Source organism: Rhizobium grahamii (assembly GCF_009498215.1).
GTDB lineage: Bacteria > Pseudomonadota > Alphaproteobacteria > Rhizobiales > Rhizobiaceae > Rhizobium > Rhizobium grahamii_A.
Window position 1 is genome coordinate 1,137,375 of the sequence record NZ_CP043499.1, and the last position, 23,821, is coordinate 1,161,195.

Consider the following 23,821-nt stretch of genomic DNA (forward strand, 5'->3'; position numbering starts at 1 on the left):
GACGGATGATCAATGCCGTTGTTGTGAGATAATTGGCTAACTTGATGCCAAAATGGAATGAACATGAAAAGAAGCCTCGTCCCTGACATTGTCAATCTGCAAGCCTTCGAGTGCGCCGCGCGACACCAGAATTTTTCGCGTGCAGCCGAAGAGCTCAATCTTACGCAGAGTGCGGTGAGCAGGCAGATTGCCGAGCTGGAGCAGCAAACGGGCCTCCAGCTATTCGAGCGCATCCGGCGCCGCGTTATTCTTTCCGAGGCCGGCCAGCGACTGCTGCCCGAGGTAAGAGATCTTCTCACACGTTCGGAACGGCTGATGATTGGTGCAGTTGCTTCCGGTCAGATGAAGGGATCTTTGAGGATCGCAACCCTTCCGACCTTCGGGGCGAAATGGCTGGTGCCGAGGTTGAAAACGTTTACCTCACGACATCCGGATGTCGCCATAACTGTCGAGTCCCGCTCCAAGCCTTTCAGCTTTTCCGAGGACGGCTTCGATCTGGCAATTCACTTTGGCCAATCCGCTTGGGCCGGTGGTGTGTCGACTTTTCTCTGCAACGAAACCGTGGTGCCGACGGCAAATCCAACGCTTGCCGGCCGCATAGCAAGCGGCGAAGTCGACTTTCTCCGTGATGCTCCTCTTCTGCACCTCACGACACGCCCGAAGCTGTGGGCGGACTGGTCTCAGCGCCACGACCACGCCTTCGAAAATGCCTTCATGGGCCTCCGCTTCGATCAGTTTTCCATGCTGACTGCAGCCGCTATCTCGGGACTGGGCGTTGCCCTGCTACCGACCTATCTGATCGAAGACGAGCTTCATGCTGGATTGTTGACAACCGTACTCGATGCATCGTTGTCGACAGAGAACGCTTACTATGTCGTTCGACCGGAGGAGAAGCGTACGCATCAGATGGCGGACCTCTTCGAGCAGTGGCTGCTGTCCGAGGTTGGCGAGGCGTAGGCGACGTCTCGACAACCGAAGACTCAGAGATTGAGCAATCATTCGTTTGGCTCGACGCGAAAGGTTGGAGGTAAGACGTCACACAGTCGCCTCGCTTGAACGAAGCGAGGCGTTGCGTCTCTATTTTGGGTGGCAACTACTCGGACGAATTCGACGCCCAGAACTGCGTCCACTGCAAGACCTGCGACATCAAGAATCCCAACCAGAACATCAACTTGGTGCCGCCGCAGGGCGGTCAGGCGCCGGTCTAGCCAAATATGTAGGATGCAGAGATGAGGAGAAGAGGATGAGGTGTTTCCAACCGCCGAGCGGGCAGGCTATCGAGGACCCCAGGTGGAGCGGCGCATGGTGCTTGAACTACCTCTCCTCTTCCTCGGCGGCTCGCGCCGCTTGCGCTCTTTGCTTTCCGCGCGCGATTGACGCTGCAGCTATGTTCCGGATAGTCGTCTCGACCGGCTCCCACAGCTTCTCCTGATCGGGTGTCAAATCGAGTACCGTCCTGAGGGCTGCCACGCGGGCATTCAAAACTGCCGCAGCATCGGCATCGGTATAGATTTCGATTGTATCCGGGCCTGCAGCGACCGCAGCCGCCGAGACATTGAGGCCTTTTTAGCGTCCCAACGAGCTCAGCAGCGCACCGATGCGCTCGAAATCGCGCAGGTTGGTAGCGTTGGACTTCCTGAGAACCGTCCGAATCTGCGTACGGACGGTATCAAGCGAAACGTCTCGTTCGCGCGCGACCGCTTCGGCACTCTGACCTCCGAGGAGAGCGGCCGCGACCGCTCCTTCTGCCGCGCTCAGCCCAAATAGCTCGCTCAGAAGCGACGGCCTTGCAGCCCGAGGAGACGACAACTCGCTGATTTGGACCAACACAGGCACACAACCACCTTCCTCGAACGCGTGACCGGTATGCTCTGGAAGCTGAGGTGAAACAAAAATGGCATACTGGCCGATGCGGGCGCTGTTGCCGAGCGTATCGAATTCAAGTCGCATTGCTCCTCCGCCACCGCCGGCGGCGGCATCGCGGATCATGGCTCGCAATCGCGACACCTCGCCACGATTGTCGACCGCGAGTTTTGTTCCCGAGATCGGGCTCGTCGCCAGGCAAACCGGTCGATCACGGTAGCGAAGTGCTTTCGTCGCCGACGAATTGGCAAACAGGACATTGCAGTCGGCGTCGACCACGATTGCCGCACCGGGGAGCGCTTCGAAGGCGGCATACCCCAACCGGGCGTCGAAGTCGGCACGCTGCAGCCGCTGACGCAACTGCAGCGCACGCCGCACATGGGGCAGCAAGGTCGAGAGGGTCGCGCGTTCCCGAACGCCGAATGCGAGACCCTGTCGATAGAATCCGACAATCGATCGGTCACGGTCACCCACGATGCCAACGATCATGTGTTCCTGACCCTGCGGTTTTGCGAAATCTCGATAAAACTCTGTCCGGTGATAGGCGTCGCTCTCGACCAATTCCTCATCCAACAGAACTTTTCCGTCCGCCTCGTTTCGCCTTATCAGATTAGACAAGGCGGACCTGATCGGATCGAGTTGAAGGTAGTGCTCGACGTAATGATCGTTCTCGGCGCGTGTCTCGAAGACGTTCACCGATTTGCCGCCATCTCCCTGCAGGCGAAGGCTGCCGGCATCGGCACCCAGATGCTTGAAGAGACGTTTTCCGACCGCGAGCCAGTTGTCGTCATTCTCGCTGGCGTCGTAAATATCTCCGATTATCGAATTGAGTTCCACAAGCGCCCCCGCACTATCTGTAGAATACCTTCAATTTAGCATTGACTAATACATTTGAGTCAATGCGACCGACAGTAGAATTTTTAACTTCTCAGCCGAACGACAGTCTCTTCGCGTGACCGTCTGGCGGTCCTATCTCACCAATCACAGCCTGAGTTTTCGCCGGGCGATGCTGACTTACCGCGATGGTGCACGCATCCATGCCGGATCGCGCGCCGAGGCGTCGGATGTCGACGTCGCCGAACGGCAACTGGAATTTCTGATCGCACAAGGATTCGATGGCAGAAAGGCATTGAAGATACTCGTCACGCTGGCACTGTTCACCGTGGGTTTCGTTCTCGAGGAGCAGGCCGAAGCGGATCATCCACCCGAACTTTCGAGGGAGGCGACACCCCCGCCTCCCTTGCTGTATGCTGCATTCCTTGATGGTGTCGGGCGGTGACTGCGCCCTGGTCAAAAACTCACGGGCATGTTGCCTCACCGATTGTACAGTGACGACAGACTGTCATGAAGCTTCGCTGCAAGTTGCGACGCCGCATAAGTATCCGTGACGACCTCGACGCAGACCCCGCCGGGCGCGCGCCCGGCCCGTTCCAGCGCAGCATCCATTTCAGCACATGTTGTCACCCTGGCAGTCATCCGGTGGTCGCAGCCCAACGCAAGCATAGCAGCTCCCTCTTCCGCCGCGGCTTCACCCGCGTAGGAGAGCGGATAGTCGCCCGACCACGTCCCCCCAGGCGTCGGTGGACGCCGTCATTGCCACCTAGCCGTCAGGGCGGACCAGGCATATCCCCGGCGGGCCTTCGGTATCTTGGATATCGTCGTCCATGCAGTGCATGTAATCGTGCCGCCTGGCTCGCGCTTCGACTTCGAGTGTCCGGCTCCACACTGCGAGCGCCTTAGACTTGTCCGTGCGACCATTACTCTTGTCTACGATGCGAACCTCGATGGAGGCCACGATGAATGTCCTTTGGGTAGCTGGTCAGATCATGCGCCGCCGAGGCGCGAGAGAGCGCCCTGAAGCGGCTGATCGGACACCTGGATGAACCCGGCATAGGGATTGGCCATGTCGGAGATGGCGAAGACGGCACCCGCAACAGAGAGAGCGCACACGATGATGATGGCGAGCACGGTCGGGTTGGCGGGAGCCTGCAGGCCGAACGTTCCAAACAGCAGTGCCAGCCAGTAGACAAGCACGATGAAGAAGCCCCATGGCAGCCCCTCATCCGCGGACTCGATCTGCAGCCAGTGCCCCTCGGCGACGTTGCCGCTGACCTCGAGCGCGCGGCTCTGGATGAGACGGTGCACCTGATCCTGAGGCTCGAGTGCGCGGAGCTTGCCCTGTACGGTCTCTATCTGCTTGTAGGCCGACGCGCGTCCTGCCGATTGGTCGTCGCTTGTTTCGATCGTCCAGCCACGCTCGAGGCGGTTCTCGATCACCTGGCGCAGGATGTCACGAGCGTCAGTCGTCTCCGGTCCATACTGGGCCATAAGCCGATCCAGGAGAACGATCCGAGCTGCCGTGGCGTCCAGTTCGGTCTGAGCGTCCTTGTAGTCGGAGTTCGCTGACGCGATCAGGAGGCCGAGCGCAAGTGCGGCCAGCGTTCCGACGATCGCGGTCGCCAATCGGATGACTTCCTTGGATTCGGTGTTGAGATGGTGGGATGGCAGACGGTCGCGCGCGGCCATACCTGCCGCAGTCGATACCCCCAGGATGACGAATACGCCACCAGCCAAAAGCAACGCGTTCATGGATCAGTCTCCCTGCACGGTCTTTGGCTGCTGAGCGCAGGTGTTCGGGGCGGCAGCACCGGCGAACCTGCCACTCATCCACTGGACGGCTGCAGGCGCTGTGTCCCTGGCGATGAAGCCATGGCCCACCTTCGGAAGCGCCACGAAGTCGACCTCGCTGCCATTGGTGCAGAGTTGACGAACGTAGGAAACCGTGACTGCCGGCCGGACGATACCGTCCGCCAGGCCCTGGGCAACGAACACCGGAATATTTCTCGGGAGGACGCCCGGCACGTTCTGCTTCAGGATCCTGTCCCAAGGTTCTGCGGCTCCAAGATCGGTAATGGTCAGGAAGTCCTTCGAAAGCGGACGCTCCTCGATGCGGCGCTCCAGCAGATCGAAGATCGTTTCGATGCATCCACCCGCCAGCGTGTCCATGGTTCGCACGGCATCAGGTTTCACGATAGTGCCGAGATCGATGTCGAACACCCGCGACCAGGACCAGAGAGTGAACGCGGTGAGACCCTTTCCGCCACTGGAGGCGAAATCGTCACGCATGAGGGTGGGGAGATCGGTCGCGGGAGCCGCGGCAGCAATTCCGACAAGCTTCAGTTCCGGAGCGTACGATCCCGCCATCACTCCGGCATAGAGAGCCGCCTGTCCTCCCTGGGAATGTCCCCAAACGGAAAACCGTGTCTGATCGCGCTGATCGAGCAGTTCGCGAGCAGCACGCACGCTGTCGAGCACGGCCCTGCCCTCGCTATCGCCGATAAGGTAGGGATGAGTGCCCGGCCCGCCGAGACCCGGATAATCCGTGGCCACGACAGCAAAGCCTTGCTGAAGCATTTGTTCAAGACCCTGGATCTGCCGATAGACACCGCGGCTCAACGACGGAGCACAGACGGTCGCCACTCCACTGGTCGGATGCGCCCACGCTACGACGGGGCGGCCTTCGTCAACGCCCGTATCCGGCTTGATGAGGATGCCGGAGACCGCAATCGGCTCGCCTTGCAATCCAAGCGATCTGTAGAGGATGCGGAAGGCGGAAGCGCCCTCCGGTGCAAACGGCATGGGCTCCGATCTGATGATCGATCCAGGACGGCCCGCGAGTTCGCCGCTGTCCGGATGATAGAACTGGTCGTCCGCCTTTGCGGGTCCGTTGTAGAAGACCGCCCACATTGCGAGCGCCGCCAGTCCGTATCCGACGACTAGCCGAAGTGTTTCCCGGATGCTGGCGCGTCTGCGCTTGGGAGGTTCGATGAAGCGAATGCGTGTCATGATGACAGTCCAGTCAGGCAGTCAGTTCAATCGTTGTCGGGCCGGAGGTGTACGGGCGGCCGCGACCGCCCGCTGCTCGCTATTGCCACTGACCATCGGGCAGGCGGCCATGGTACGGGGTGTCACGGCAATGGCCCCACGGACCGAGCCACCAACCCGGAGGGCACGCTACGACTGGCGGGTAGTCGGCTGGTGGCGGATAGTAAGGGGCAACGTAGCGGGGACCCGCGAGATCCGCGCCGATCGCTGCACCAGAGACCGCGCCAAGAGCGTACCAGCCCGCATTGTTCCAGCCGCGCCAATGGTCGATGAAGAGCGCTGCCGGGCCAGTTGCACCCGACAGGCTTCCTTCGAGGACCTTCACGTCGAACGTCAGTGTCGTGCCATCCAGCTTGGGCGCATTCAGCGTGACGACGGCATCACCGACGTTGGAGCCACCGCCGAGAACGGAGACCGTCGCGTTCGGCGGATCCTTCTCGAAGTTGTCAGGACCCTCGCCCCACTGCTTGACGATCTCTTCCGTGGCGATGTGGCCAGCGGCGCGAACAGGCCGGTCCGCGAAGACGATCGAGTTCGTTGAAACGCCTGTGAGAACAAGCTTGTCGCCCTCAAGCTTTGCGCCGTCAGCGTTGACGACCAGAAGAGACGCCACGGGCGCCTGCTGGCTGACCTGCCCGACGGTCTTTTCGAGCGGGACATGCGGTTTGCTCGTGGCGTCCTGCGCTAGAACCGTGCCGGCCAGGAGAGTAACGGAACCTGCAAGCAGCAGGCCAAGAGAATTCGTTCTTTTCATCTTTCCGTTCCTTGACGTTTCGGCCGCGTCGAGATCAACCGCCGTGCTGGTTCGCGAAGTCGATCCCTGCCTGCACCTCGCCCATTGCCTCTTCGATGAGCTGGACGGCCCGTTCCTTGTGGCCGCCCTTGTTGGGCGGGGCGCGGTGAAGCGAATTCAGTGCGCTGCCAAGCTGGCGGAGCGCTGCCTCCATGTTTCCCTGGTCGGCAAGAGCCGGCGAAGACGCCAGTGCAGCGAGCGAGCCGGCGGCGAGCGCGAGGCCAGCTCCGGCAAGTGCGTTGCGGCGCGAGAGTATAAGGTCGGTCATTTCGGTTCTCCTTGTTCGATGGCTTGGTTGTTGGCGGCCTTCAGTGTCACCTTGAGAACACCAGTTGCGATATTGACCCCTGTCTCGCCGTCGACCGACAGCGGTTGCAACGAGAAGGATCCGTTGTTGCCGCCCACCAGGGCGTTGGCTCCAGCGCCCACGCCAACGGCGGCTTCAGCGCCGACGCCGACGTAGCGGCCAGCCAGCGCTCCGGGAGATACACCGCGCGACGCGGAGGCTACGCCCCAGACGAGGTGGCCCTGATCGATCTTCCCGAGCTCGACGCCATATTCGTCGATGCTCCCGGTGTAGTTTTCCGATGCGCCGCCATCCGGTTTGAACTGGCAGGCAAGCGACTGCTTCCGGGCCAGGATTTCCCCGACGCCCTTCGAAACGTCACAGGAGAGAATGCCAATCTTCGCCATCTCCGCCGTGACGGGCAGTGTCGAGGCTGCGATTGATGCGACGACGAGGGTGACAGCGCTCGCGATCTTGATCATGCGCATTGTTCTCATTCCTACTTCCAGCTGCCGTTCGGCAGGCGACCGTGGTACGGCGTGTTGCGGCAATGGCCCCAAGGCCCGCGCCAGTAGCCGGGAGGGCATCCGTTGCCGGCAACAGGACGCTCCTGGTAATAGCCGTTGGGCAGACGGCCGTAGTACGGCGTGGTACGGCAACCGCCATATGGGCCACGCCAAGCGTTCGGTCCGCACCCGCCTGCGACGAGGGTGATGGAAGCGGGTTGCTGCTCGATCTGCGGCACCACCGGTGCCGCGGTCACGAGAGACGGCAGAGCGAGAACCGCCATGCCGATGACGACTGCGAATTTCGTATTCATCTTCACTCCAGAATTTTCCGTCGGGGGCACGCAGCCGCGGACCCGCGGGCAATCGTGTCCCATGTCCTTGAACTGGTCGACGAGCGTTCGTCGATCGCGATCGGGATGATGAAACCGCTTGGGATCTGTTTCGCCGATCGGTGGCGGTCAGATAGCTCAGGCCCCGGACCCGCCGCATCACCAGTTCTGGGTATGCGAGCAAAGCGCGATCAGATTATTTCGATTTCGCCGCACAAGTTGTGACGGAGTACGAGCACGCGAGCGAAGGAATTTGAGAATGAAGCTGAATGTCACCCGCAGGTTTCTGCTCGCCGGAATAGGTGTCGCCTGCTTGCCCCTGAGGGCGTTTGCCCAGACAAACCCGCTGATCGAGATCGAGCACCTGAGGCCTGGCGAATTCGTCTGGCACCCGGATCGGTCCCCGAACGGTCCTGTCACCGTCATCGTCTCGCTTCCCCGCCAACTCGTGCACGTCTATCGCAACGGGATCCGAATCGCCGTCTCCACGTGCTCGAGCGGCAAGGCCGGTCACGAGACGCCGACCGGGGTGTTCGTCGTGCTGCAGAAGGATGCGATGCATGAGTCCAACGAATATAGCGATGCCCCGATGCCGAACATGAACAGGCTCACCTGGTCCGGGATCGCGCTCCACGCGGGCAACCTGCCCGGCTACCCTGCCTCACACGGATGCGTCCGTCTGCCGCTGGCGTTCTCGCAGGATCTTTTCACCGTCACCCATCTTGGAACGCCAGTCATCATCGCCGGACCAGGTGACTCACCCGAACTGATCGATCCCGGCCTGGTGCTTGGCGGTGCCGCCGCGGGTCAATTCAGTCAGGCGGTGGTGACGAAGGACGGCCCAAAGCATCCGTCGGACTGGACAGCTTCCGAAGTGCATCCAATCGTCTCGGTGATCGCTTCGTCGGCGGATAAGAAGATCATTCTGATCGAAAACGACGTGGTGAAGGGCGAGGCGCCGCTCTCGATAGACGGTGGCGGCAAGATCGGGAGCCACGTCTTCACCATGCAAACACTGGATCCGGCAGCAGGTCCGCAATGGGTCGACGTCGCCCATACGACCAAAGAGCCCAGCGCGGAATTCAATGCCGAGGCGAAACTCATCAAGAGCCTGCACACAACCGACGAGTTCGCGGCCCTCATGCAGTCGTCACTCCAACTCGGGTCCGTACTGGTGCTGACCGATGCACCGCTGCACCCGGACACCCGGACGGGCAAAGACTTTGTCATCATGTCCTGAAGGGCACGACCATGTTTTTGCATCGACAAGCTGATCAGCACTCGGGAACGGCCCCATCCGACAAAGCGGTGCCGCGGACTGTCCGCTTCAAGTAACTCCGTGTGGTGGACGAAGAGCAATCAGGGGAGCCTCCACGGCGGGACGAAGGCGACAATGCTGCTCCGATCCTGACATGTACGACCAAGCGATAGTCGTCCGTTCACCACTTCTGGCGATGCGCCCTGACCCGACGGCGCGGTATGAATTCATGATCGCGGCGGTGGCGCTGTATCGTGCTTAAGGAAACAAGAATGATTGCTCAATCCATCAGGTTCATCTTGACAAACCTACCGATGCTTCTCTTTGCCGCCGCCACCGCCTGCGCGACATGTTCCAGAAGCCCCGAGCATTGGTCGCGGCGGTACCTCTCCTGGCTTCTCCTGCTTGCCGTGGGTGTCGACGGCATTTGGGCCGGGATCTTCCACGTCTTCTTCCCGGCGATCGCCTCAGCGCAGATTGGCTGGCAACCAAGTCCTTTCGAGTACGAGATCGGTATAGCCGACATATCGCTCGGCGTCGTCGCAGTGGCTTCCTTCTGGCGCAGCCTGTCGTTTCAGAGCGCAATCGCATCCTACGCAATCATATTCTACGCCGGCGTCACCATCGGTCACTTCATCCAGGCATTCGCGCACGGGGATTTCGCCGCGGACAATTTCGGTGTGTTGCTCGTGGTGACGATCGCCAGAGCCATCGGACTTGCTATCATTTTGAAAATCTCGTGGAGCCAGCCTTCCCTGCGCGGGGTCGGAGGTTCGATCGATGCTTGCTCATAGCCCGCGCGGTCATCGATGGGTGATCACCGCCATTGGCGGCTGTTTCCTGGTGATTCTTGGCACCGTCCTTGCTGTCGACCAGCTTGGCTATGCGGTACCTTACCGCGGGCTGTTCCTTGTTCTCCTTGCGCCGGCAATCAGCGCGATCGTCGATAGCGTTCGGGTCGCCAACGTTGTGGGCTGGCGTCATGTCCTGCCGATATCTCGCTTTGTTACAGGAGTGATTTTTGGTTTGATCGGTATCCTGATGTCGCTCCGACTCAATACCGGCCTCATCCTGCCAGCGCTCATCGTTGCACTCGGCATCGTAACGATCGTACGAGCGTTCTTTGGGAGAATTCTGTGACCTAGCGGGCGAATGCTCCCAGCACGGCGCCCATGCGTTCGAAGTCGCGCAGATTGGCGGCATCCGTTTTCCGGAGCACCGTCCGGATCTGCGTGCGTACTGTGTCTAGCGACACCGAGCGATCCTTTGCGACTGCCTCAGCCGTCTGTCCGCCAAGAAGTGCCGCCGCGACGGCCCCTTCCGCCGCGCTGAGACCGAAGAGATCGCTGAAAATGGAAGGAGAAGCGGCCCTCGGTTGCGTCAACTCGTTCACCAGCAGGAGAACAGGGGCGGCTCCCGCGACCTCGGTTGCTCCGGCCAACAGTGGCGACGCGATGACCGCAAGCTGCCCGGCGCGGTCACTTTGGGGCGCGTCGTATTCGAAACGAACAGCTCCGCCGCCGCCGCCGAGCGATGTTTCCTGAACGATTTCTCGAAGTCTTGCCCCTTCGCGCCTGTCAAGTAGCAGGCGGGTCCGTCCTCCCGCCGCCAAGGTCGACAGCGAGATCGGCAATCCCTTGCGGGAAAGCGTTTCGGTGGCCGTTCCATTGGCGAAGAGAACGTTGCAGTCGGCATCAACTACCAGGATATTGCCGGGAAGCGCCTCGAAGGCCGCGTAGACAAGGCGAGACGCCTGCTCTTCCTGGAACGTCTTCTCGCGCAGCCGAAGTCCGCGCCTGATATGCGGCATGAGATTGGCAAGCGCGGCCCGTTCTTCGAAGCGGAATGGCCTGTCCTCCCGGAAAAAGCTCATGATCGTGTGGTCGTTATCGCCGACCAGTCCGATCATCATATGCTCGCGCCCATTGCATCTGGCGAAGTCCTGATAGAATTCAGACCGTCGGTACTGGCGGTCGTCTACGACTTCGTCCACCGATACGACCGACTCTCCCTTGCTCAGATTAGGGCGCATGCCCGCGATCGCGGACCGGATTGGGTCAATGCGAAGATAATAGTTGGTATAGGGGTCCGCGCTTGCGTCGCAGGGTTGAAAGACATTCTCCGATCGTCCGTGGGCGCATTTAAAGCGCAACGTACCTGCATCGGCGCCAAAGTAATCAAACAGTTCTCTCCCAAGAGAAAACCAGTCTCGGTCTCTGGTACAAGCTTCATAGATTTCGTCGATAATCGAACTCTCGTTCATACCACGCCTCGATATGCCTGAATCCATCGGCCGCCACTGTACTGGCGCGCTTCAAGTATTGATTTCGTCTGGCATGCTGCGGACTACTCGTCGGTAAGAACTGACATGGTCCGATATTCGACTTCGGCGGGTAGCCGTATGAGTCAATACTCATATACCACCCCAACTTGCACCAACCGCCTTAAATGCGACACAAAACGTCGCAATCGAAACTCTCCCGCGTGAACTCATCGGCGAAATGCGGGTCTGAAAACAGACCACGAGCGTGGCTGGTCATCGTCAAGCCGAGGTCGGGCCCGCTTTGGGAGCGCCGACATTTGTCGTGATGATCGGGTTTGCCGAGCCTGCGCGATCCTCCGGGTCATTTTGTCCTTATGGCGGGTATCACGCTCAGCCGACATCCTCGAACGGCGACCCGAAGCCGGTGCTTCTGTCAGAACTGAATTTCGATAAGCTCGGGCGGCTCTTTGTTGAAATCGGAATATCGAATCCATCGCGGCTTCGCTTTGAACATCACAGCTTCTCTCTCGATGAACTCCTTCGCGGCCGGAAGGCTGTTGAGATAAGCTTCCTGGTATTGTTCGATATCCGCGGCAGGAACTCTTGTTGCCTCACCCTCGTATTGAACCGTGATGTTGTCGTTCCATCCGACTACGAAGGCGACGCCGGGGCGCTCCGCGAGATTGCCAAACTTTCGCGTCTCCTTGAAAGTGCTGAACACGACCTCAAGATCGTCGCGCACCGAGAAGTCGATTGTAGCAGCCTCGGGCGTTCCGTTGCGGTGGCATGTCGCGATGACCGCCAAGGCGTGCGTCCTCAGGAATTCGAGGATCATGCGTTTCTTATGATCATCGTCCATGGTCTCATCCCTCAGTTGGCATTCTCGATATTGGCCAATACGGCACTGCCTGGAGCCACGACTGTGCTGGTAAAATACGCGAACGGATTGATGGCGTCGATCATGGTGCGATCACCTCCGATCGTGCCTTCTATAAGGAAGCCGTCGTCGTGCGCGTGGCCCCTGGCCCCTTGCCTGTTCGTTATTCTGGAGCCCGTTCACATCCCCTGCCGGACGGCGGTTCTCGGCGGCCTGGAAGAGGGCGGGCCTTACACTCCTTTCGCAATACTCCTAGTTATCGAGAATGGCAGCGATCTTGACCAGATCAGCGACGGACGAAACGCGCATCTTGCGCATCATGTGACCTCGATGAAGCTTCACTGTGGCCTCCGCGAGCTGAACTTCGGCGGCGATTTGCTTGTTCAGCTTGCCGGCTACCACCATTGCCATTATCTGCCGCTCACGCTCGGTGAGTTTGGAGTATCTCAGGCGCAGGGAAGCCGATTGATTTGCCTCTTCCCTCCGCGCGTTATCACTCGCCAGCGCACGGTTGACCGCTTCCAGCAGGTCCTGCTCGCGAACCGGTTTGGTGAGGACATCGATGGCACCGGCTTTCATGGCGCGGACCGCCATCGCCACATCGACATGGGCGCTGATCAGCACCACTGATCGCGGATGCCGACTTTTCGCGAGTGCCTCCTGGAACTCCAGGCCGCTCTGGCCCGGCAGGCGAATGTCGAGAACGATACAGCCTGCACGATCGGGGTCGTCCGCGGCAAGAAACTCGCTCACGGAACCATGGGTCTCGGCAGTCAGTCCCACGGATTCGAACAGCCCCTTCAAAGCATCGCGCACACTTTGATCGTCATCGATGACAATGACGGTTGGCTGTCCTCTTTTGCGATCATCGATCATAGTCTGGTCGGCCCTCCACCGTTGGCAAAATGAACGTGAACGCGCTGCCGACGTCGCTGCCTGAGGTCGAGATCCAGATCCGGCCGCCGTGGGCCTCGACGATTGAGCGACATATAGAAAGCCCCATTCCGATACCGTCGGTTTTCGTGCTGTAGAATGCTTCGAACACACGATCCACCTCGCCCGCGGGGACGCCGCGGCCGGTGTCCGACACGCTGACCGTTGCAAGACGTGGCTCATCTAAAGCGCAGCGGATATCGATCCGTCTCTCCCTTGAAGAAGCCGTCATCGCCTCCGCGCTGTTCATCACAAGGTTCAGCACGACCTGCTGTATCTGCGTCCGGTCGCCAAGGACGGCGACAGGGACACCCGGCATGACCAGATTGACCTCGATCGCACGTTTTCGAAGCTCCCCTCTCAGCAGGTCGAGAACGTCGCGCACCGCGGAATTCAGCTCTGTCCGCTCGATCTTTGCGGGGAGCTTTTGCGCCATCGCCTTGATACTGGCCACGATGTCTCCTGCGCGATGACCGTCCTTTACAATTCTTTCGGCCGCCAGCCGGGCCTGCTCCAGATCCGTGTTGCCGGGCTGCAGCCAGCGCAGGCAGGTGCCAGCGTTTGTGACAATCGCCATCAGCGGCTGGTTGACCTCATGGGCAATCGACACGGCGAGTTCGCCCGCCGCTGTCAATCGGGTGACATGAGCCAGTTCGCTCTGGCTTTGTCGCAACGATTCTTCCGCCCGTTTGCGATCCTCGATATCGACGACCACGCCATACCATCTGATGACATTCCCATCGGGATCCATCAGCGGGTTCTGCCGGAGATTGAACCAACGATATTGGCCGTCGGCGCGTCGGATACGCGCATCGACAGGACGACCGCGCTTCGACCGCAATATCTCTTCCCAGGAAGTCCTCATCAGCTCGACGTCATCCGGGTGAAACATTCGATAGAAGCCAAACCCGACGATCTCGTCGAATGGCAGCCCGACGAAATCGATGAGGTTCTGGTTCCAATATTCCAGGGCGCCATCGGGCGTGCAGGACCAGGCCATGGCCGGTATCGTGTTGACGATGAGATTGAGCCTCCGCTCGCTCTCCCGCAGGGCCGCCTCGCCTTCTCGCAGCGCGTCTTCGGCCGATTGGAGGTCGTCGATGTCGATGTTGACGCCAAACCAGCGCTCCGTGCCATTGGCATCGATCAGCTTGCGGCCCGAAAAGTAAAACCACCGGTATTTTCCGTCCGCTCCGCGAATACGCCCTTTCAGGACCGTATGGTCGGAATGGGCGAGATCCCGTTTCCAGATGTCCACCATGCCTGGAACATCATCCGGGTGATAGAGATCAAGAAAGCCCCATCCGAGGATCTTTTCAGCCGGGAGACCGGCATAATCCAACCAGCTTTGATTGACGAAATCGGCACTGCCGTCCGGGCGGGCCGACCAGACGAGCACCGGCAGGGAATTGATGATCAGGCTGAGGTTTTCTTCACTTGCGGCAAGTGCCGTCTTTGTCGCCTGCAAGGCGTCTTCGGCCTGCTTGCGGTCCTCGATATCCAGAACCACGCCATACCACCTTTCGACATTGCCTTCGGCATCGAGCCGAGGCTTCTGTCGAAGCGTGCACCAGCGATATCGGCCATCCTCGCGCCGAATCCTGCCAACAACCTCTCGCGCGAGCCGTGATGCCATTATGGCATGCCATTCCGAAGCGAGGCGCGCGGTGTCGTCGGGATGGAAGATCTGGTAAAAGCCCACGCCGGAAATTGTGTGTAGTGGTGCTCCGATAAAATCGAGGAAGTGCTGGTTCGCAAAATCCAGCATTCCATCCGATGTCGCGGACCAAACCATCGCGGGTATCAGATCGATAATAGGATCGGCTTCTAGTCTTTTATCCACACGACGCTCCGCGCAAAGTTTGCGACACCCAGCCCGCCGATGTCTTAATTGAAATTCTTACGGGTTTTCTGTGAGTTACGTAAGAACTAATCGATAGACGAAGGTCTATGGCTACAATGCCATGGTCTAGTTGCCTCGGACCTAGATCGCAATTGAGAGCCGTCATGATCCGACCTAAACCTTAGGCATCGACCCACTCGATAAACCCCGATCGGCGTAGGGCCTTTACCGCTCATACCGAAAGAACGTGCATCGAAAATGATCGCACTGCGGTCGCGGAGATACGAGGCAGCACTGCCCTCGCCGGAGGATGCGGTGGCCGCTTTTGTCGCGGCGATGGCAACTCCGCTTGCATGAGCAGGCGTTCACATTTGAAGCAACCGTCCGTTCCATCTTTTGAAATGGGAGACCATTATGCGTAGTTTGATTTTATGCCTGATGCTGGCAACCGCCACCATGACCACCGCAACAGCGGTCAGTGCTGCTCCCGCAACAGCCACGGCGGACACTCGCAAAGCCCCGGTTCCGGTGCACTACAGAACCGCCAATATCGAAGGTATCGACATCTTCTACCGGGAAGCCGGCCCCGCCGACGCTCCGGTCGTTCTCCTTCTGCACGGTTTTCCGACATCCTCACACATGTTCCGCAACCTGATCCCGCTGCTTGCGGATCGCTACCATGTCATCGCACCGGACTACCCGGGTTACGGTCAGAGCGCCGCTCCCGATCATGAGAAGTTTGCTTACACGTTTGCCGGGACCACCAATATCGTCGACAAATTGTTGGATCACCTGGCGGTCAAAAGCTATGCGATGTACGTGATGGACTATGGTGCGCCGGTGGGCTACCGCCTGGCGCTGAAACACCCCGAGCGGGTCAGCGGACTGATCATTCAAAACGGCAATGCCTATGATGAAGGGCTGAAGGAGTTCTGGGATCCGATCAAGACCTACTGGTCCGACGGATCGACCAAGAGTCGCGAGGCTCTCAATGGTCTGGTCACGCTGGAAACGACGAAGTTCCAATATACCGACGGCATGGAAGACGTGTCGCGCATCAGCCCGGACAATTGGGTTCACGACCAGGCTCTGCTGGACCGGCCGGGCAACCGCGATATTCAGCTCGATATGCTGTACGACTACCGCACGAACCTGCCGCTCTATCCCGACTTCCAGAATTTCTTTCGCGAGCGTAAGCCACCCACGCTGATCATCTGGGGCAAGAACGATTACATCTTCCCTGAGGCCGGCGCTCATCCCTATCTCAGGGACCTTCCGAATGCCGAGGTCCACATCCTGAACTCCGGTCATTTCCTGCTCGAGGAGAAACTGGACGTCGCCGCACCGCTTATCAACGACTTCCTGGATCGCAACATCGCAAGCAAGTGACGGCAGTGACATCATGGTTGAAGGTGCGGTCGATGCTTTCGCGAGCTAAGATCGCACCGTCGCCCAGAAGGGCACGCGCTCGAAGTCCGGAGATCCCCATGCCGTATCATTTTTTGGAAGTTGCAATCACTCCGAATGTGCGGCTGGCGCAGGCCGAGATGGGCGCCGATCAGATCTGGTTAGGCGACCATCATCGCGAGTCGGACAGCTTCACCGAGAACGAGCTTGCCTTCATCGCCGCGCGCGACAGCTTTTATATCGCATCCGTCTCGGAAACCGGCTGGCCCTACGTGCAGCATCGCGGCGGGCCACCGGGCTTCCTCAAGGTGATCGACAGCAAGACGCTGGCATTCGCGGACTACCGGGGCAACCGCCAATATATCAGCACCGGAAACTTCGCCGCGAACGACCGGGCCTGCCTCTTTCTGGTCGACTACCCACGGCGGGCGCGCCTCAAGATCTACATGCGGGTCGAGAAACTGACACTCGACATCGACCCCGCGCTGACCAGTCTCGTTTTCGACGCCGGGTACCGGGCGAAGGCGGAGCGCATTTTCCGGCTCCGGCTGGAAGCCTTCGATTGGAACTGCCCCCAGCATATCACCCCGCGATACACCGAGCGCGAGGTCGAGCAGGCGGTCACGCCATTGCGTGAACGCCTGGCCAAACTGGAAGCCGAAAATCTGGCGTTGCGCAGCCGCCTCGAAGCGATTGGAGAATAGACATGGACAACACAAGACCACCTCTTCCACCTTTCTCCTTCGCATCGGCAACGGACTCGGCGACCTTGGCCTCTGGGAGAGGCGACAAATGACACATCCGACGGATCACCGCGTGGACGCCGACAGCATCGACGCCTTTTATCGGCCAGCCGACTGGTGGATGAGCAGCAAAGTCGTCCGCCGCTATCCACCGCTGAATACGGACGCCTTTCCGCCAAGCGCTCTTGGTTGGATGCGCCCCGACATCGCCTGCCGATCCCGATCGAAACCCGGGACCGGCCGAACATCGCGCACAGTCCAAATTGGTGATAGAAAGGTGAAGCCGACAGGCTTGCGGTTTGTGCCCTCGACGGATGAAGAGAGGAAAATTCCGCGGCACGTCGAAGGTGGCAAAGCTCGGCCCGCGTTGTTCTCGAGGGAGGCAGCAGGACGCGCCGAAACACCCAATACCGGAGCCACTGGCGGACATGGAACGGTCCAGTAGATTGGATGGTAAGACGTATTGTTTTGGCGATTTTCGGTTCATCCCAGCACAGCAACTGCTGATGCTGGGCGACTCTCCCGTGCGGACGGGAGCGCGAGCTCTCGACCTGTTGCACATACTTCTCATTCACGCGGGAGAAGTCGTCAGCAAAGAACAGTTGATGACGTTCGCCTGGCCGGACACTTTCGTTCATGAAAGCAACCTCAAGGTCAACATTGCTGCCCTGCGCCGTGTCATTACGCGGACGACATCAGGAGTATCGTGTATCGCCACCGTCAGCGGCCGCGGTTACCGTTTCGTCTCGCCGCTACGCGTTTATGGCGGCGAAGGTTTCGGCTGTCGTCCCTCTGCTGAAGCGATTTCCGGGCTGCACATTCTCGCTTCCGCCCCACTGACATTCTACAGAATGCGGAAGTCGAGCCTGTCCTTCGATGTCGATCGCTTCGTGAAGCAAATCGACGCGGCACTGGACATCATTCAGTCCTCCATGCGGGAAGTTCCCCCTGGCCTGATTTCACGCGCCCGGGCGGAACACTACAGAATTGCTGCCAGGAAGGCCGCTCTTGCCGGCATGACTGACAAGGCGCGTGATCTTCTGAAACGGGTATTCCGGCTGCGACCGGCAATCTTCCTGACGGATCGCCGCGCGATGGCGACGTTGGCCTCGCTTTTCGTCCCCGAACGAGGACTTCGCACGGTGGAACACGTCGTCGCTTCGTTCCGCGCAAGGGGAACCTGAGCTGCGACGAGAGCGCGCCATAGTCTGAAAGGGTAGACAGGAAGATCGGAGGTCCTCTTCTGAGGTTGCCCTTCGCTGAGCTCTAATCAGTCGTACAGGTAGTACCTGCGCCAGTCAGCACGGGGCGACCTTGCTGCCAATGACGCAATCGAATGCTGTCACGTCGAGCACGCCGCCGCTGGTCGAGCAACGGTACTTGAGCCGACACCACTCTCCCTTGCTTCGAAACACTGCTCCCGGTGCCTTGATGAAATTGGGCTCCACCACCGGATCATGAAAGGTGTAGGCGATTATCTTGTCGGGGTTAAACCGCTTCTCTCGCGATGCGATCTGCGCCATCGCTTCCATATCGCATCGCTTTCCCTGTCGTTCGTCTGCGGTGAGTTGATTGAGCTGCCGCACTTCTTTTGAGTCTAGCTCCGCCTAGCCTCGCTCGAGTGATAGGTCGCGATGTCGGCGACCAGCTACGAGGATAAGTGGCTCACGATTGGTCTCGACTGAAACGCGAGAACTGTTGCCACCCGTGCGCACGAACATGAGTGGCAACTGGTTCGTTCGTATTCAGCGCCTAGAATTCGAGCAAGTGGACTGGAAACGGCGGACTCTCGTGCGCCGTCCCCGCCCTCTCGACTATTTCTGGATGCAGGTGTCGACGGTATCCTTCGTGCACTCGTCGAGCCCGGTGAAAACGGGGTCTTCGACGGGCTTGCCCGCAATCAGATCCATCATCACCGATGGCGCCTTGTAGCCCATTTCGAACGGCCGCTGACCGACAAGCGCAGTCACTAGCCCCTCTTTGGCGATCGCGACTTCATCGCCGATCGTGTCGGCAGCACCGATCACGAACTCGTTCTTGGCGATCTTGTCGGCCATCGGCTTGAAGAGATCGCGATAGGGCTGCGGCGCGCCAAACAGCGGCCAACCGCCCATAATGCCGAAAGCATCGAGATCCTTGTTGGCCGCGAGAATGTCAGTCATCGCCTGAACACCCTTGGCGCCGTCGTCATTGGTGAAGACCGGGCAACCGGCAACTTCCGTCCACCCGCCCTCGCCTCTAAGCTCCGTCAGGCCTTTCTGACCGGTCAGTGTGTCACGCATCCCTTGAGCACGACGCAAAATGTTGTCGGCGCCAGGGTTGCCCTCGATCGTGCATATCTTGCCGCCCTTCGGCTTCGCTTTCTTGATGTACTCGCCGATGCGCGCGCCCATCAGATAGTTGTCGGTGCCGAGATAGGTCTTGCGCAGTGCCGAGTCTTCTGCCGCAAGGTCGGCGTCGAGCGTCATGACAGGGACCTTCGGGCTTGCCGTCTTGAGCGTCTGAGCGATCAGCTTGGCATTCGAGGGAGAAATGGCGATCGCCGCCGTTTCCGCCTTGCCCAGCATGTCCTGAACGATTTGCGCTTCGCCGGCTTCATCGGAAGTGGATGCCGGCCCCGTGTAGAAGCACTCGAATTCGGAGTCCGGGTTCTCCTTGTTCCACTTCTGGCAACCCTGGTTGATCGCCTCGAAGAACGGGTTGTCGAGACCTTTCACGACGATAACCAACTGTTTCTTGGCCGCCAGCGCTTGTCCGGCCGCCAGCGCCAGCACCGCGACGGTAAGCAATAATGCCTTCCTCATAGCTTCCTCCCATTGAAAAATGACGGGCGCCATCGCCCGCCACATGATCAACCCGGATACCAGACGATGCGAGGATCCTCCTCCGAACGCATATACCCCCAGGCCGAGTCGATTAGCATTTCCAGATCGTAGACGGGCCGCCATCCAAGCAGGTACTTCGCCTTGCTGTTGTCCATCCAATTCGAATGGAACAGGCTAGGGATGTCGACCGACGCCAGGCCGCGTGTGCGCGCCAGGTAAGCGGCAACCTCGCCGTAGTCGACAGGGCGGTCCATGCAGATGTTGAACAACTGGCCCTCGGCCCGCGGATTGTCGAGCGCGGCCAGGATCGCGGAAACGAGGTCGTCGACGTGAACGAAATTGCGTTTGAGCGGTCTATCGTCGGCGTCACGCAACAAGGGAATCGTCTCATCCCGCGCATAGCGCGCCGCGTCCGCCTCCGTTACGAGCGTCTTCCAGTCCGGTCCGCCGAAGACATCGTTACCGAATGACAAGGTGAACCTGAAATCGTCCTTCTCCATGATCCAGGGTGCACGCAGGCAGCAGCCATTGATGCCATACTGAATCTGAAACTGCTCCAGCATTACCTCTTCCAGCACCTTCGACAGCGCATAGCAGCCTGGATATGCCTGGTGAGGCGTCGCCTCAGTGATCGGCGCTTCATGACGATAGAAAAAGTGCCCGACCCCCGCATCGCCGCCGATGAGAATGAACTGTCGCGCAGTGGCGCTCGTCCTGAAGCCTTCGAGAAGCCAGAACAATCCCTTGACGGTGACGTCCATGACATCTTGAGGTATTTCCTTGCATGTCGCGAGATGCACGACATGCGTGACGCCGGCAAGCGCCTTTGTCACCGCTTCGCGATCGCTGATCGAGCCGCGTGTGGCTTCGACACGCTCGGTTTCTGGGCACAAGCGATTATGACAAAGCGCGCGAATGCGCGCCTTCGAAAATCGCGGATCGTCGAGCAGCCTACCAATGAAGTGCTGCCCGACCTTGCCCGTTGCACCCGTGACAAGGATCAGCATGCTCTCCTCCACGAACAGCTAATATACAGACACTTTTGCGCGTCAACGAAATTGTACTACAAAACCAATAATTGCAGCACGCACACTAAATTAGCGACATCAGATTGACGGTTTCACACGGTTCTGGGTAAATGTCGGAAGCGCTCGCGGGGAGGAAACTGGCGAGCGAAATAGCGGCTCGACGTGGGTCGCCGCTTTGGGAGGCTAGACGCCTGGTGGCAGTTCTCGAGCTCGCCAACATCTCTAAACATTTCGGCGCCATACAGGCGGTCAATGACGTTTCGTTTTCGCTTGAACCGGGAGAGGTCGTCGGACTGATGGGCGACAACGGCGCCGGCAAGTCGACGCTCGTTAAGATGATCGCTGGGAACTTCCGCCCAAGCCACGGAACGATGCGCCTCGACGGTGAAGACCTCGTTATGCACCGGCCGGTGGACGCCCGGCAGCGGGGCATCGAGATCGTCCATCAGGATCTGGCCCTCTGCAACAATCTTTCGGCTGCCGCCAATGTCTTCCTTGGCCGCGAGATCCGCCGCGGTTTCGGCCCGTTGCGCATTCTCGACTACAAGACGATGTACACGCGCGCGGGCGAGATCTTCAAGGAGCTGAAATCCGAAACGCGACCACGCGATCTGGTGAAACAGATGTCTGGCGGTCAGCGGCAGGCTGTCGCAATCGCCCGCACCATGCTGGCCGAGGCAAAGCTCGTCCTCATGGACGAGCCGACGGCCGCCATCTCCGTGCGTCAGGTTGCCGAGGTTCTGGCCCTTATCCGTCAACTGCGCGATCGCGGCATCGCCGTCATCCTGATCAGTCACCGCATGCCTGACGTGTTCTCGGTTGCGGATCGCGTGGTCGTCATGCGGCGCGGACGCAAGGTGGCCGACAAGCTGCTCGCCGCGAGTTCGCCGGAGGAAGTCACGGGCCTCATAACAGGGGCTATCGAACAGGTGTGATCCAACCCCGGTACCAAACGTGAGCGAAGGTCGACCATGGCAATAACCCTTGATCAGACGATAGCGCAGAAGCAACGCAGCTGGTTCGCGTCCGTCTTTGCGAGCCAGACCTTGTGGGTCCTCATCGCCGTCATTCTCGCCTGCATCTTCCTGTCATTCGCCACCAGTTCCTTCGCCACCCCTACCAACCTTTACAATATCACCCGCAACGTCACCTTCGTCGCTATCATTGCTCTCGGCATGACGCTTGTCATCATCACCGGAGGCATCGACCTGTCGGTCGGTTCGGTGCTTTGCCTCTGCAGCATGGTGCTGGCGGTGACCATGCATGCCGGATACGGCATCGGAACGGGCATTGCCGCATCGATCGGCACAGCGCTGATCGTGGGCGCTTTCAACGGTATTTTGATTGCCTACCTCGGGTTTCCGCCCTTCGTTGTCACGCTCGGCATGCTGTCCATTGCCCGCAGCCTCGCGATGGTCGCCTCGAACAACACCGTTGTCTTCCAGTTTGGACCGGATCACGACAAGCTGCTGGCGCTCGGCGGCGGAGCATGGCTTTTCGGCATCGCCAATCCGGTACTGTATATGGCTGCGCTGGCACTGTTGACCGGCTTTGTGCTGCGCTGGACGCGATTTGGACGCTACGTCTTCGCCATCGGTGGAAACGAGCACGCCGCGACGCTGACGGGCGTCCCTGTCCGGAAAATCAAAGTCATGGTTTACATGGTCTCGGCGCTTTCGGCGGGCGTGGCCGGCATCATCCAGACCGGCTGGCTTGGCGCCGTGACCACGAACATTGGGGCTGGCATGGAGCTTCAGGTTATCGCCGCAGCCGTCATCGGTGGCGCCAACCTGGCGGGTGGCGTCGGCACCGCCTTCGGGCCATCGTCGGTGCCGCCTTGATCGAGGTCATCCGAAACAGCCTTGGTCTCCTCGGCATTAACGCCTTCTGGCAAGGCACCTTCATCGGTGCGGCGATTGTTCTGGCCGTTTTATTCGACCGCTTGAGAAACCTGGGACGCAGCGAGTAGTAACGGGCTCTGGGGCCGCCAGTTGGTCACCCCAGAAGTCAGCTCCCAGCCTAAGACGCGCCGCGAAATAATTGACCTAGATACTCCAGGCCCGCACAGGCGACCTCCGGCCATGTTTAACGTTATCGTCAAGGACGCGGTTGATAGCTGCGCTTCTCCGATTGCGGAGCATGCCATGAGGGAGATCAGCGACTGGCTTGACGAGAATGGGAATGAGCAAGGGAACCTCGACGACGATGTGGCCGTTGGATAACTTTAGTGCGTTTGGCCTTGAGGACTTTGAACGGTGGCTGCTTTCGAGCGTCGGATGCCTCACGTATCGGATCTAAGGGCGGCGGCCTCGCCTTCTGTTTGTCGGCCCGTGGCGATGAGAGGCCCAATAGCGATGTCGATCTCGCGTAGCCCGTGGACCACGGCACTTGGCGGACCTTCTCGTGTTTGCTGGCCGTGTTGCCCTTGATCGGGAACCCGCGCCAATGTGTGCCAACGAGAAAGACTTCACGCGCACGTGAAACAGCGTAGATTAGCGTTGCGAAATCCACCATCTCGAACGAAACGGCAGCCATGGCAGCAGGAAACAAATCATCGCATGCGAACGTACCGCAGAACCGTCGCTATAAATTCAACCCCAAGAGAGGCCCCAAGCCGCAGGTACTCGCTGAGGCCAATCGCACTGTTATATGGATAGCCTCGCTGGTGTTGGTCGCTTTTCTCATGGTCATCGCGATCCAGATAGTGTGGTAGCCGCCACCAACCCTTGGGCCGGCGTGCTGACCACATCAGGAACCTACATCGGCGCGGTGGGACGGCTGCCATCGACGCGGTCATCGCGGGCGACGCCTTCCAAGATAACCGCGACGGCATCTTGCCTCCTTGACGCTTGAAAATGCGTGACAACCGGCCGGGAGCCGGCGACACGCCAAGCCGACACCAATCAGCTCAACCGTGGAAGTACGCTACGGAAAATTGGCACGTAACATTACGTGAAGCTTAGGCGACGCGCCCTTGTT

Annotated in this window: 23 protein-coding genes and 2 pseudogenes; 11 read left to right on the forward strand and 14 right to left on the reverse strand. The window is 59.6% G+C overall.

What is annotated here, in order from left to right:
• Positions 1 to 57: 57 nt before the first annotated feature.
• Positions 58 to 957, forward strand: coding sequence for a LysR substrate-binding domain-containing protein (locus FZ934_RS24105; RefSeq protein WP_153273355.1), 900 nt, complete (start codon positions 58 to 60; stop codon positions 955 to 957).
• 152 nt (positions 958 to 1,109) lie between these two features.
• Positions 1,110 to 1,208 (forward strand): annotated as a pseudogene (locus FZ934_RS24110) (4Fe-4S dicluster domain-containing protein); the annotation flags it as partial.
• A gap of 358 nt (positions 1,209 to 1,566) precedes the next feature.
• On the opposite strand, the gene FZ934_RS24115 reads toward FZ934_RS24110, so the two are convergent.
• Positions 1,567 to 2,700, reverse strand: a complete 1,134-nt coding sequence (locus tag FZ934_RS24115; RefSeq protein ID WP_153273356.1) for a hypothetical protein — start codon at positions 2,698 to 2,700, stop codon at positions 1,567 to 1,569.
• 115 nt (positions 2,701 to 2,815) lie between these two features.
• Between FZ934_RS24115 and FZ934_RS24120 the strand changes: the two genes are divergently transcribed.
• A complete protein-coding gene (locus FZ934_RS24120; RefSeq protein WP_153273357.1) occupies positions 2,816 to 3,142 on the forward strand; it encodes a TetR/AcrR family transcriptional regulator C-terminal domain-containing protein in 327 nt (108 codons plus the stop codon).
• Positions 3,143 to 3,687: 545 nt separating this feature from the next.
• Here the strand turns inward: FZ934_RS24120 and FZ934_RS24125 are convergent.
• The 6 genes from FZ934_RS24125 to FZ934_RS24150 all read right to left on the reverse strand — a co-directional run bounded on the left by FZ934_RS24125 (position 3,688) and on the right by FZ934_RS24150 (position 7,647).
• Positions 3,688 to 4,452, reverse strand: a complete 765-nt coding sequence (locus FZ934_RS24125; protein ID WP_153273358.1) for a DUF4239 domain-containing protein — start codon at positions 4,450 to 4,452, stop codon at positions 3,688 to 3,690.
• A gap of 3 nt (positions 4,453 to 4,455) precedes the next feature.
• A complete protein-coding gene (locus FZ934_RS24130) occupies positions 4,456 to 5,709 on the reverse strand; it encodes an alpha/beta fold hydrolase (RefSeq protein ID WP_153273359.1) in 1,254 nt (417 codons plus the stop codon).
• A 79-nt stretch (positions 5,710 to 5,788) separates the two neighbouring features.
• Positions 5,789 to 6,019 (reverse strand): hypothetical protein, encoded by a 231-nt coding sequence (locus tag FZ934_RS28740; RefSeq protein WP_432443668.1) that lies wholly within the window; start codon positions 6,017 to 6,019, stop codon positions 5,789 to 5,791.
• A 517-nt stretch (positions 6,020 to 6,536) separates the two neighbouring features.
• On the reverse strand, positions 6,537 to 6,809 hold the full coding sequence (locus FZ934_RS24140) for a hypothetical protein (protein ID WP_153273360.1): 273 nt from the start codon (positions 6,807 to 6,809) through the stop codon (positions 6,537 to 6,539).
• Positions 6,806 to 7,324 carry a DUF992 domain-containing protein gene (locus FZ934_RS24145; protein WP_246737927.1) on the reverse strand — a complete coding sequence of 173 codons (519 nt, stop codon included), beginning with the start codon at positions 7,322 to 7,324 and terminating at the stop codon, positions 6,806 to 6,808. Before FZ934_RS24145 ends, FZ934_RS24140 begins: the two co-directional genes overlap by 4 nt.
• Before the next feature lie 2 nt (positions 7,325 to 7,326).
• Positions 7,327 to 7,647, reverse strand: coding sequence for a GCG_CRPN prefix-to-repeats domain-containing protein (locus FZ934_RS24150; RefSeq protein WP_194273820.1), 321 nt, complete (start codon positions 7,645 to 7,647; stop codon positions 7,327 to 7,329).
• 277 nt (positions 7,648 to 7,924) lie between these two features.
• Here FZ934_RS24150 and FZ934_RS24155 point away from each other — a divergent pair, with 277 nt between their 5' ends.
• The 3 genes from FZ934_RS24155 (at position 7,925) to FZ934_RS24165 (ending at position 10,063) form a co-directional block, all read left to right on the forward strand.
• Positions 7,925 to 8,905: a L,D-transpeptidase gene (locus FZ934_RS24155; protein ID WP_153273361.1), complete on the forward strand. Its 981-nt coding sequence runs from the start codon at positions 7,925 to 7,927 to the stop codon at positions 8,903 to 8,905.
• 290 nt (positions 8,906 to 9,195) lie between these two features.
• On the forward strand, positions 9,196 to 9,717 hold the full coding sequence (locus FZ934_RS24160; protein ID WP_153273362.1) for a DUF6790 family protein: 522 nt from the start codon (positions 9,196 to 9,198) through the stop codon (positions 9,715 to 9,717).
• A gap of 19 nt (positions 9,718 to 9,736) precedes the next feature.
• The gene (locus tag FZ934_RS24165; RefSeq protein ID WP_153273363.1) at positions 9,737 to 10,063 is read left to right on the forward strand and encodes a hypothetical protein; all 327 of its coding nucleotides are present in this window, start codon (positions 9,737 to 9,739) and stop codon (positions 10,061 to 10,063) included.
• A gap of 1 nt (position 10,064) precedes the next feature.
• Here FZ934_RS24165 and FZ934_RS24170 read toward each other — a convergent pair whose 3' ends face one another.
• From FZ934_RS24170 to FZ934_RS24185, 4 genes are all read right to left on the reverse strand, one after another.
• Positions 10,065 to 10,955, reverse strand: a complete 891-nt coding sequence (locus tag FZ934_RS24170) for a helix-turn-helix transcriptional regulator (protein ID WP_210253399.1) — start codon at positions 10,953 to 10,955, stop codon at positions 10,065 to 10,067.
• 664 nt (positions 10,956 to 11,619) lie between these two features.
• Complete coding sequence (locus FZ934_RS24175) at positions 11,620 to 12,045, reverse strand: pyridoxamine 5'-phosphate oxidase family protein (protein WP_153273365.1); 426 nt, start codon at positions 12,043 to 12,045, stop codon at positions 11,620 to 11,622.
• Between the two features lie 270 nt (positions 12,046 to 12,315).
• Complete coding sequence (locus FZ934_RS24180; RefSeq protein ID WP_153273366.1) at positions 12,316 to 12,939, reverse strand: response regulator transcription factor; 624 nt, start codon at positions 12,937 to 12,939, stop codon at positions 12,316 to 12,318.
• A complete protein-coding gene (locus FZ934_RS24185; protein ID WP_432443669.1) occupies positions 12,929 to 14,791 on the reverse strand; it encodes a PAS domain S-box protein in 1,863 nt (620 codons plus the stop codon). Before FZ934_RS24185 ends, FZ934_RS24180 begins: the two co-directional genes overlap by 11 nt.
• 462 nt (positions 14,792 to 15,253) lie before the next feature.
• On the opposite strand from FZ934_RS24185, the gene FZ934_RS24190 reads away from it, so the two are divergent.
• From FZ934_RS24190 to FZ934_RS24200, 3 genes are all read left to right on the forward strand, one after another.
• Positions 15,254 to 16,228: an alpha/beta fold hydrolase gene (locus FZ934_RS24190; protein ID WP_153273368.1), complete on the forward strand. Its 975-nt coding sequence runs from the start codon at positions 15,254 to 15,256 to the stop codon at positions 16,226 to 16,228.
• Between the two features lie 98 nt (positions 16,229 to 16,326).
• The gene (locus FZ934_RS24195) at positions 16,327 to 16,950 is read left to right on the forward strand and encodes a pyridoxamine 5'-phosphate oxidase family protein (protein WP_153273369.1); all 624 of its coding nucleotides are present in this window, start codon (positions 16,327 to 16,329) and stop codon (positions 16,948 to 16,950) included.
• Between the two features lie 545 nt (positions 16,951 to 17,495).
• The gene (locus FZ934_RS24200) at positions 17,496 to 18,173 is read left to right on the forward strand and encodes a winged helix-turn-helix domain-containing protein (protein ID WP_246737928.1); all 678 of its coding nucleotides are present in this window, start codon (positions 17,496 to 17,498) and stop codon (positions 18,171 to 18,173) included.
• Positions 18,174 to 18,287: 114 nt separating this feature from the next.
• Here the strand turns inward: FZ934_RS24200 and FZ934_RS24205 are convergent, their stop codons facing one another.
• The 3 genes from FZ934_RS24205 to FZ934_RS24215 form a co-directional block, all read right to left on the reverse strand.
• A complete protein-coding gene (locus FZ934_RS24205; RefSeq protein ID WP_246737929.1) occupies positions 18,288 to 18,521 on the reverse strand; it encodes a DUF930 domain-containing protein in 234 nt (77 codons plus the stop codon).
• A 282-nt stretch (positions 18,522 to 18,803) separates the two neighbouring features.
• Complete coding sequence (locus FZ934_RS24210) at positions 18,804 to 19,793, reverse strand: sugar-binding protein (RefSeq protein ID WP_153273371.1); 990 nt, start codon at positions 19,791 to 19,793, stop codon at positions 18,804 to 18,806.
• A 47-nt stretch (positions 19,794 to 19,840) separates the two neighbouring features.
• A complete protein-coding gene (locus tag FZ934_RS24215) occupies positions 19,841 to 20,821 on the reverse strand; it encodes an NAD-dependent epimerase/dehydratase family protein (RefSeq protein WP_153273372.1) in 981 nt (326 codons plus the stop codon).
• Positions 20,822 to 20,952: 131 nt separating this feature from the next.
• Here FZ934_RS24215 and FZ934_RS24220 point away from each other — a divergent pair, with 131 nt between their 5' ends.
• Together FZ934_RS24220 and FZ934_RS24225 are read left to right on the forward strand one after the other, a co-directional pair.
• The gene (locus tag FZ934_RS24220) at positions 20,953 to 21,777 is read left to right on the forward strand and encodes an ATP-binding cassette domain-containing protein (protein ID WP_153273373.1); all 825 of its coding nucleotides are present in this window, start codon (positions 20,953 to 20,955) and stop codon (positions 21,775 to 21,777) included.
• Positions 21,778 to 21,813: 36 nt separating this feature from the next.
• Positions 21,814 to 22,811 (forward strand): annotated as a pseudogene (locus FZ934_RS24225) (ABC transporter permease).
• Positions 22,812 to 23,821 lie beyond the last annotated feature (1,010 nt).

Excerpts from the sequence above, each read along its gene's own strand:
- FZ934_RS24185 (WP_432443669.1), bottom strand. The coding sequence starts at position 14,791 with ATGGTTTGGTCCGCGACATCGGATGGAATGCTGGATTTTGCGAACCAG.
- FZ934_RS24140 (WP_153273360.1), bottom strand. The coding sequence starts at position 6,809 with ATGACCGACCTTATACTCTCGCGCCGCAACGCACTTGCCGGAGCTGGC.
- FZ934_RS24125 (WP_153273358.1), bottom strand. The coding sequence starts at position 4,452 with ATGAACGCGTTGCTTTTGGCTGGTGGCGTATTCGTCATCCTGGGGGTA.
- FZ934_RS24105 (WP_153273355.1), top strand. The coding sequence starts at position 58 with ATGAACATGAAAAGAAGCCTCGTCCCTGACATTGTCAATCTGCAAGCC.
- FZ934_RS24190 (WP_153273368.1), top strand. The coding sequence starts at position 15,254 with ATGCGTAGTTTGATTTTATGCCTGATGCTGGCAACCGCCACCATGACC.
- FZ934_RS24215 (WP_153273372.1), bottom strand. The coding sequence starts at position 20,821 with ATGCTGATCCTTGTCACGGGTGCAACGGGCAAGGTCGGGCAGCACTTC.
- FZ934_RS24210 (WP_153273371.1), bottom strand. The coding sequence starts at position 19,793 with ATGAGGAAGGCATTATTGCTTACCGTCGCGGTGCTGGCGCTGGCGGCC.
- FZ934_RS24200 (WP_246737928.1), top strand. The coding sequence starts at position 17,496 with ATGCTGGGCGACTCTCCCGTGCGGACGGGAGCGCGAGCTCTCGACCTG.
- FZ934_RS24155 (WP_153273361.1), top strand. The coding sequence starts at position 7,925 with ATGAAGCTGAATGTCACCCGCAGGTTTCTGCTCGCCGGAATAGGTGTC.
- FZ934_RS24170 (WP_210253399.1), bottom strand. The coding sequence starts at position 10,955 with ATGCGCCCTAATCTGAGCAAGGGAGAGTCGGTCGTATCGGTGGACGAA.
- FZ934_RS24220 (WP_153273373.1), top strand. The coding sequence starts at position 20,953 with ATGTCGGAAGCGCTCGCGGGGAGGAAACTGGCGAGCGAAATAGCGGCT.
- FZ934_RS24205 (WP_246737929.1), bottom strand. The coding sequence starts at position 18,521 with ATGGAAGCGATGGCGCAGATCGCATCGCGAGAGAAGCGGTTTAACCCC.
- FZ934_RS24145 (WP_246737927.1), bottom strand. The coding sequence starts at position 7,324 with ATGAGAACAATGCGCATGATCAAGATCGCGAGCGCTGTCACCCTCGTC.
- FZ934_RS24160 (WP_153273362.1), top strand. The coding sequence starts at position 9,196 with ATGATTGCTCAATCCATCAGGTTCATCTTGACAAACCTACCGATGCTT.
- FZ934_RS24180 (WP_153273366.1), bottom strand. The coding sequence starts at position 12,939 with ATGATCGATGATCGCAAAAGAGGACAGCCAACCGTCATTGTCATCGAT.
- FZ934_RS24175 (WP_153273365.1), bottom strand. The coding sequence starts at position 12,045 with ATGGACGATGATCATAAGAAACGCATGATCCTCGAATTCCTGAGGACG.
- FZ934_RS24130 (WP_153273359.1), bottom strand. The coding sequence starts at position 5,709 with ATGACACGCATTCGCTTCATCGAACCTCCCAAGCGCAGACGCGCCAGC.
- FZ934_RS24195 (WP_153273369.1), top strand. The coding sequence starts at position 16,327 with ATGCCGTATCATTTTTTGGAAGTTGCAATCACTCCGAATGTGCGGCTG.
- FZ934_RS24150 (WP_194273820.1), bottom strand. The coding sequence starts at position 7,647 with ATGAATACGAAATTCGCAGTCGTCATCGGCATGGCGGTTCTCGCTCTG.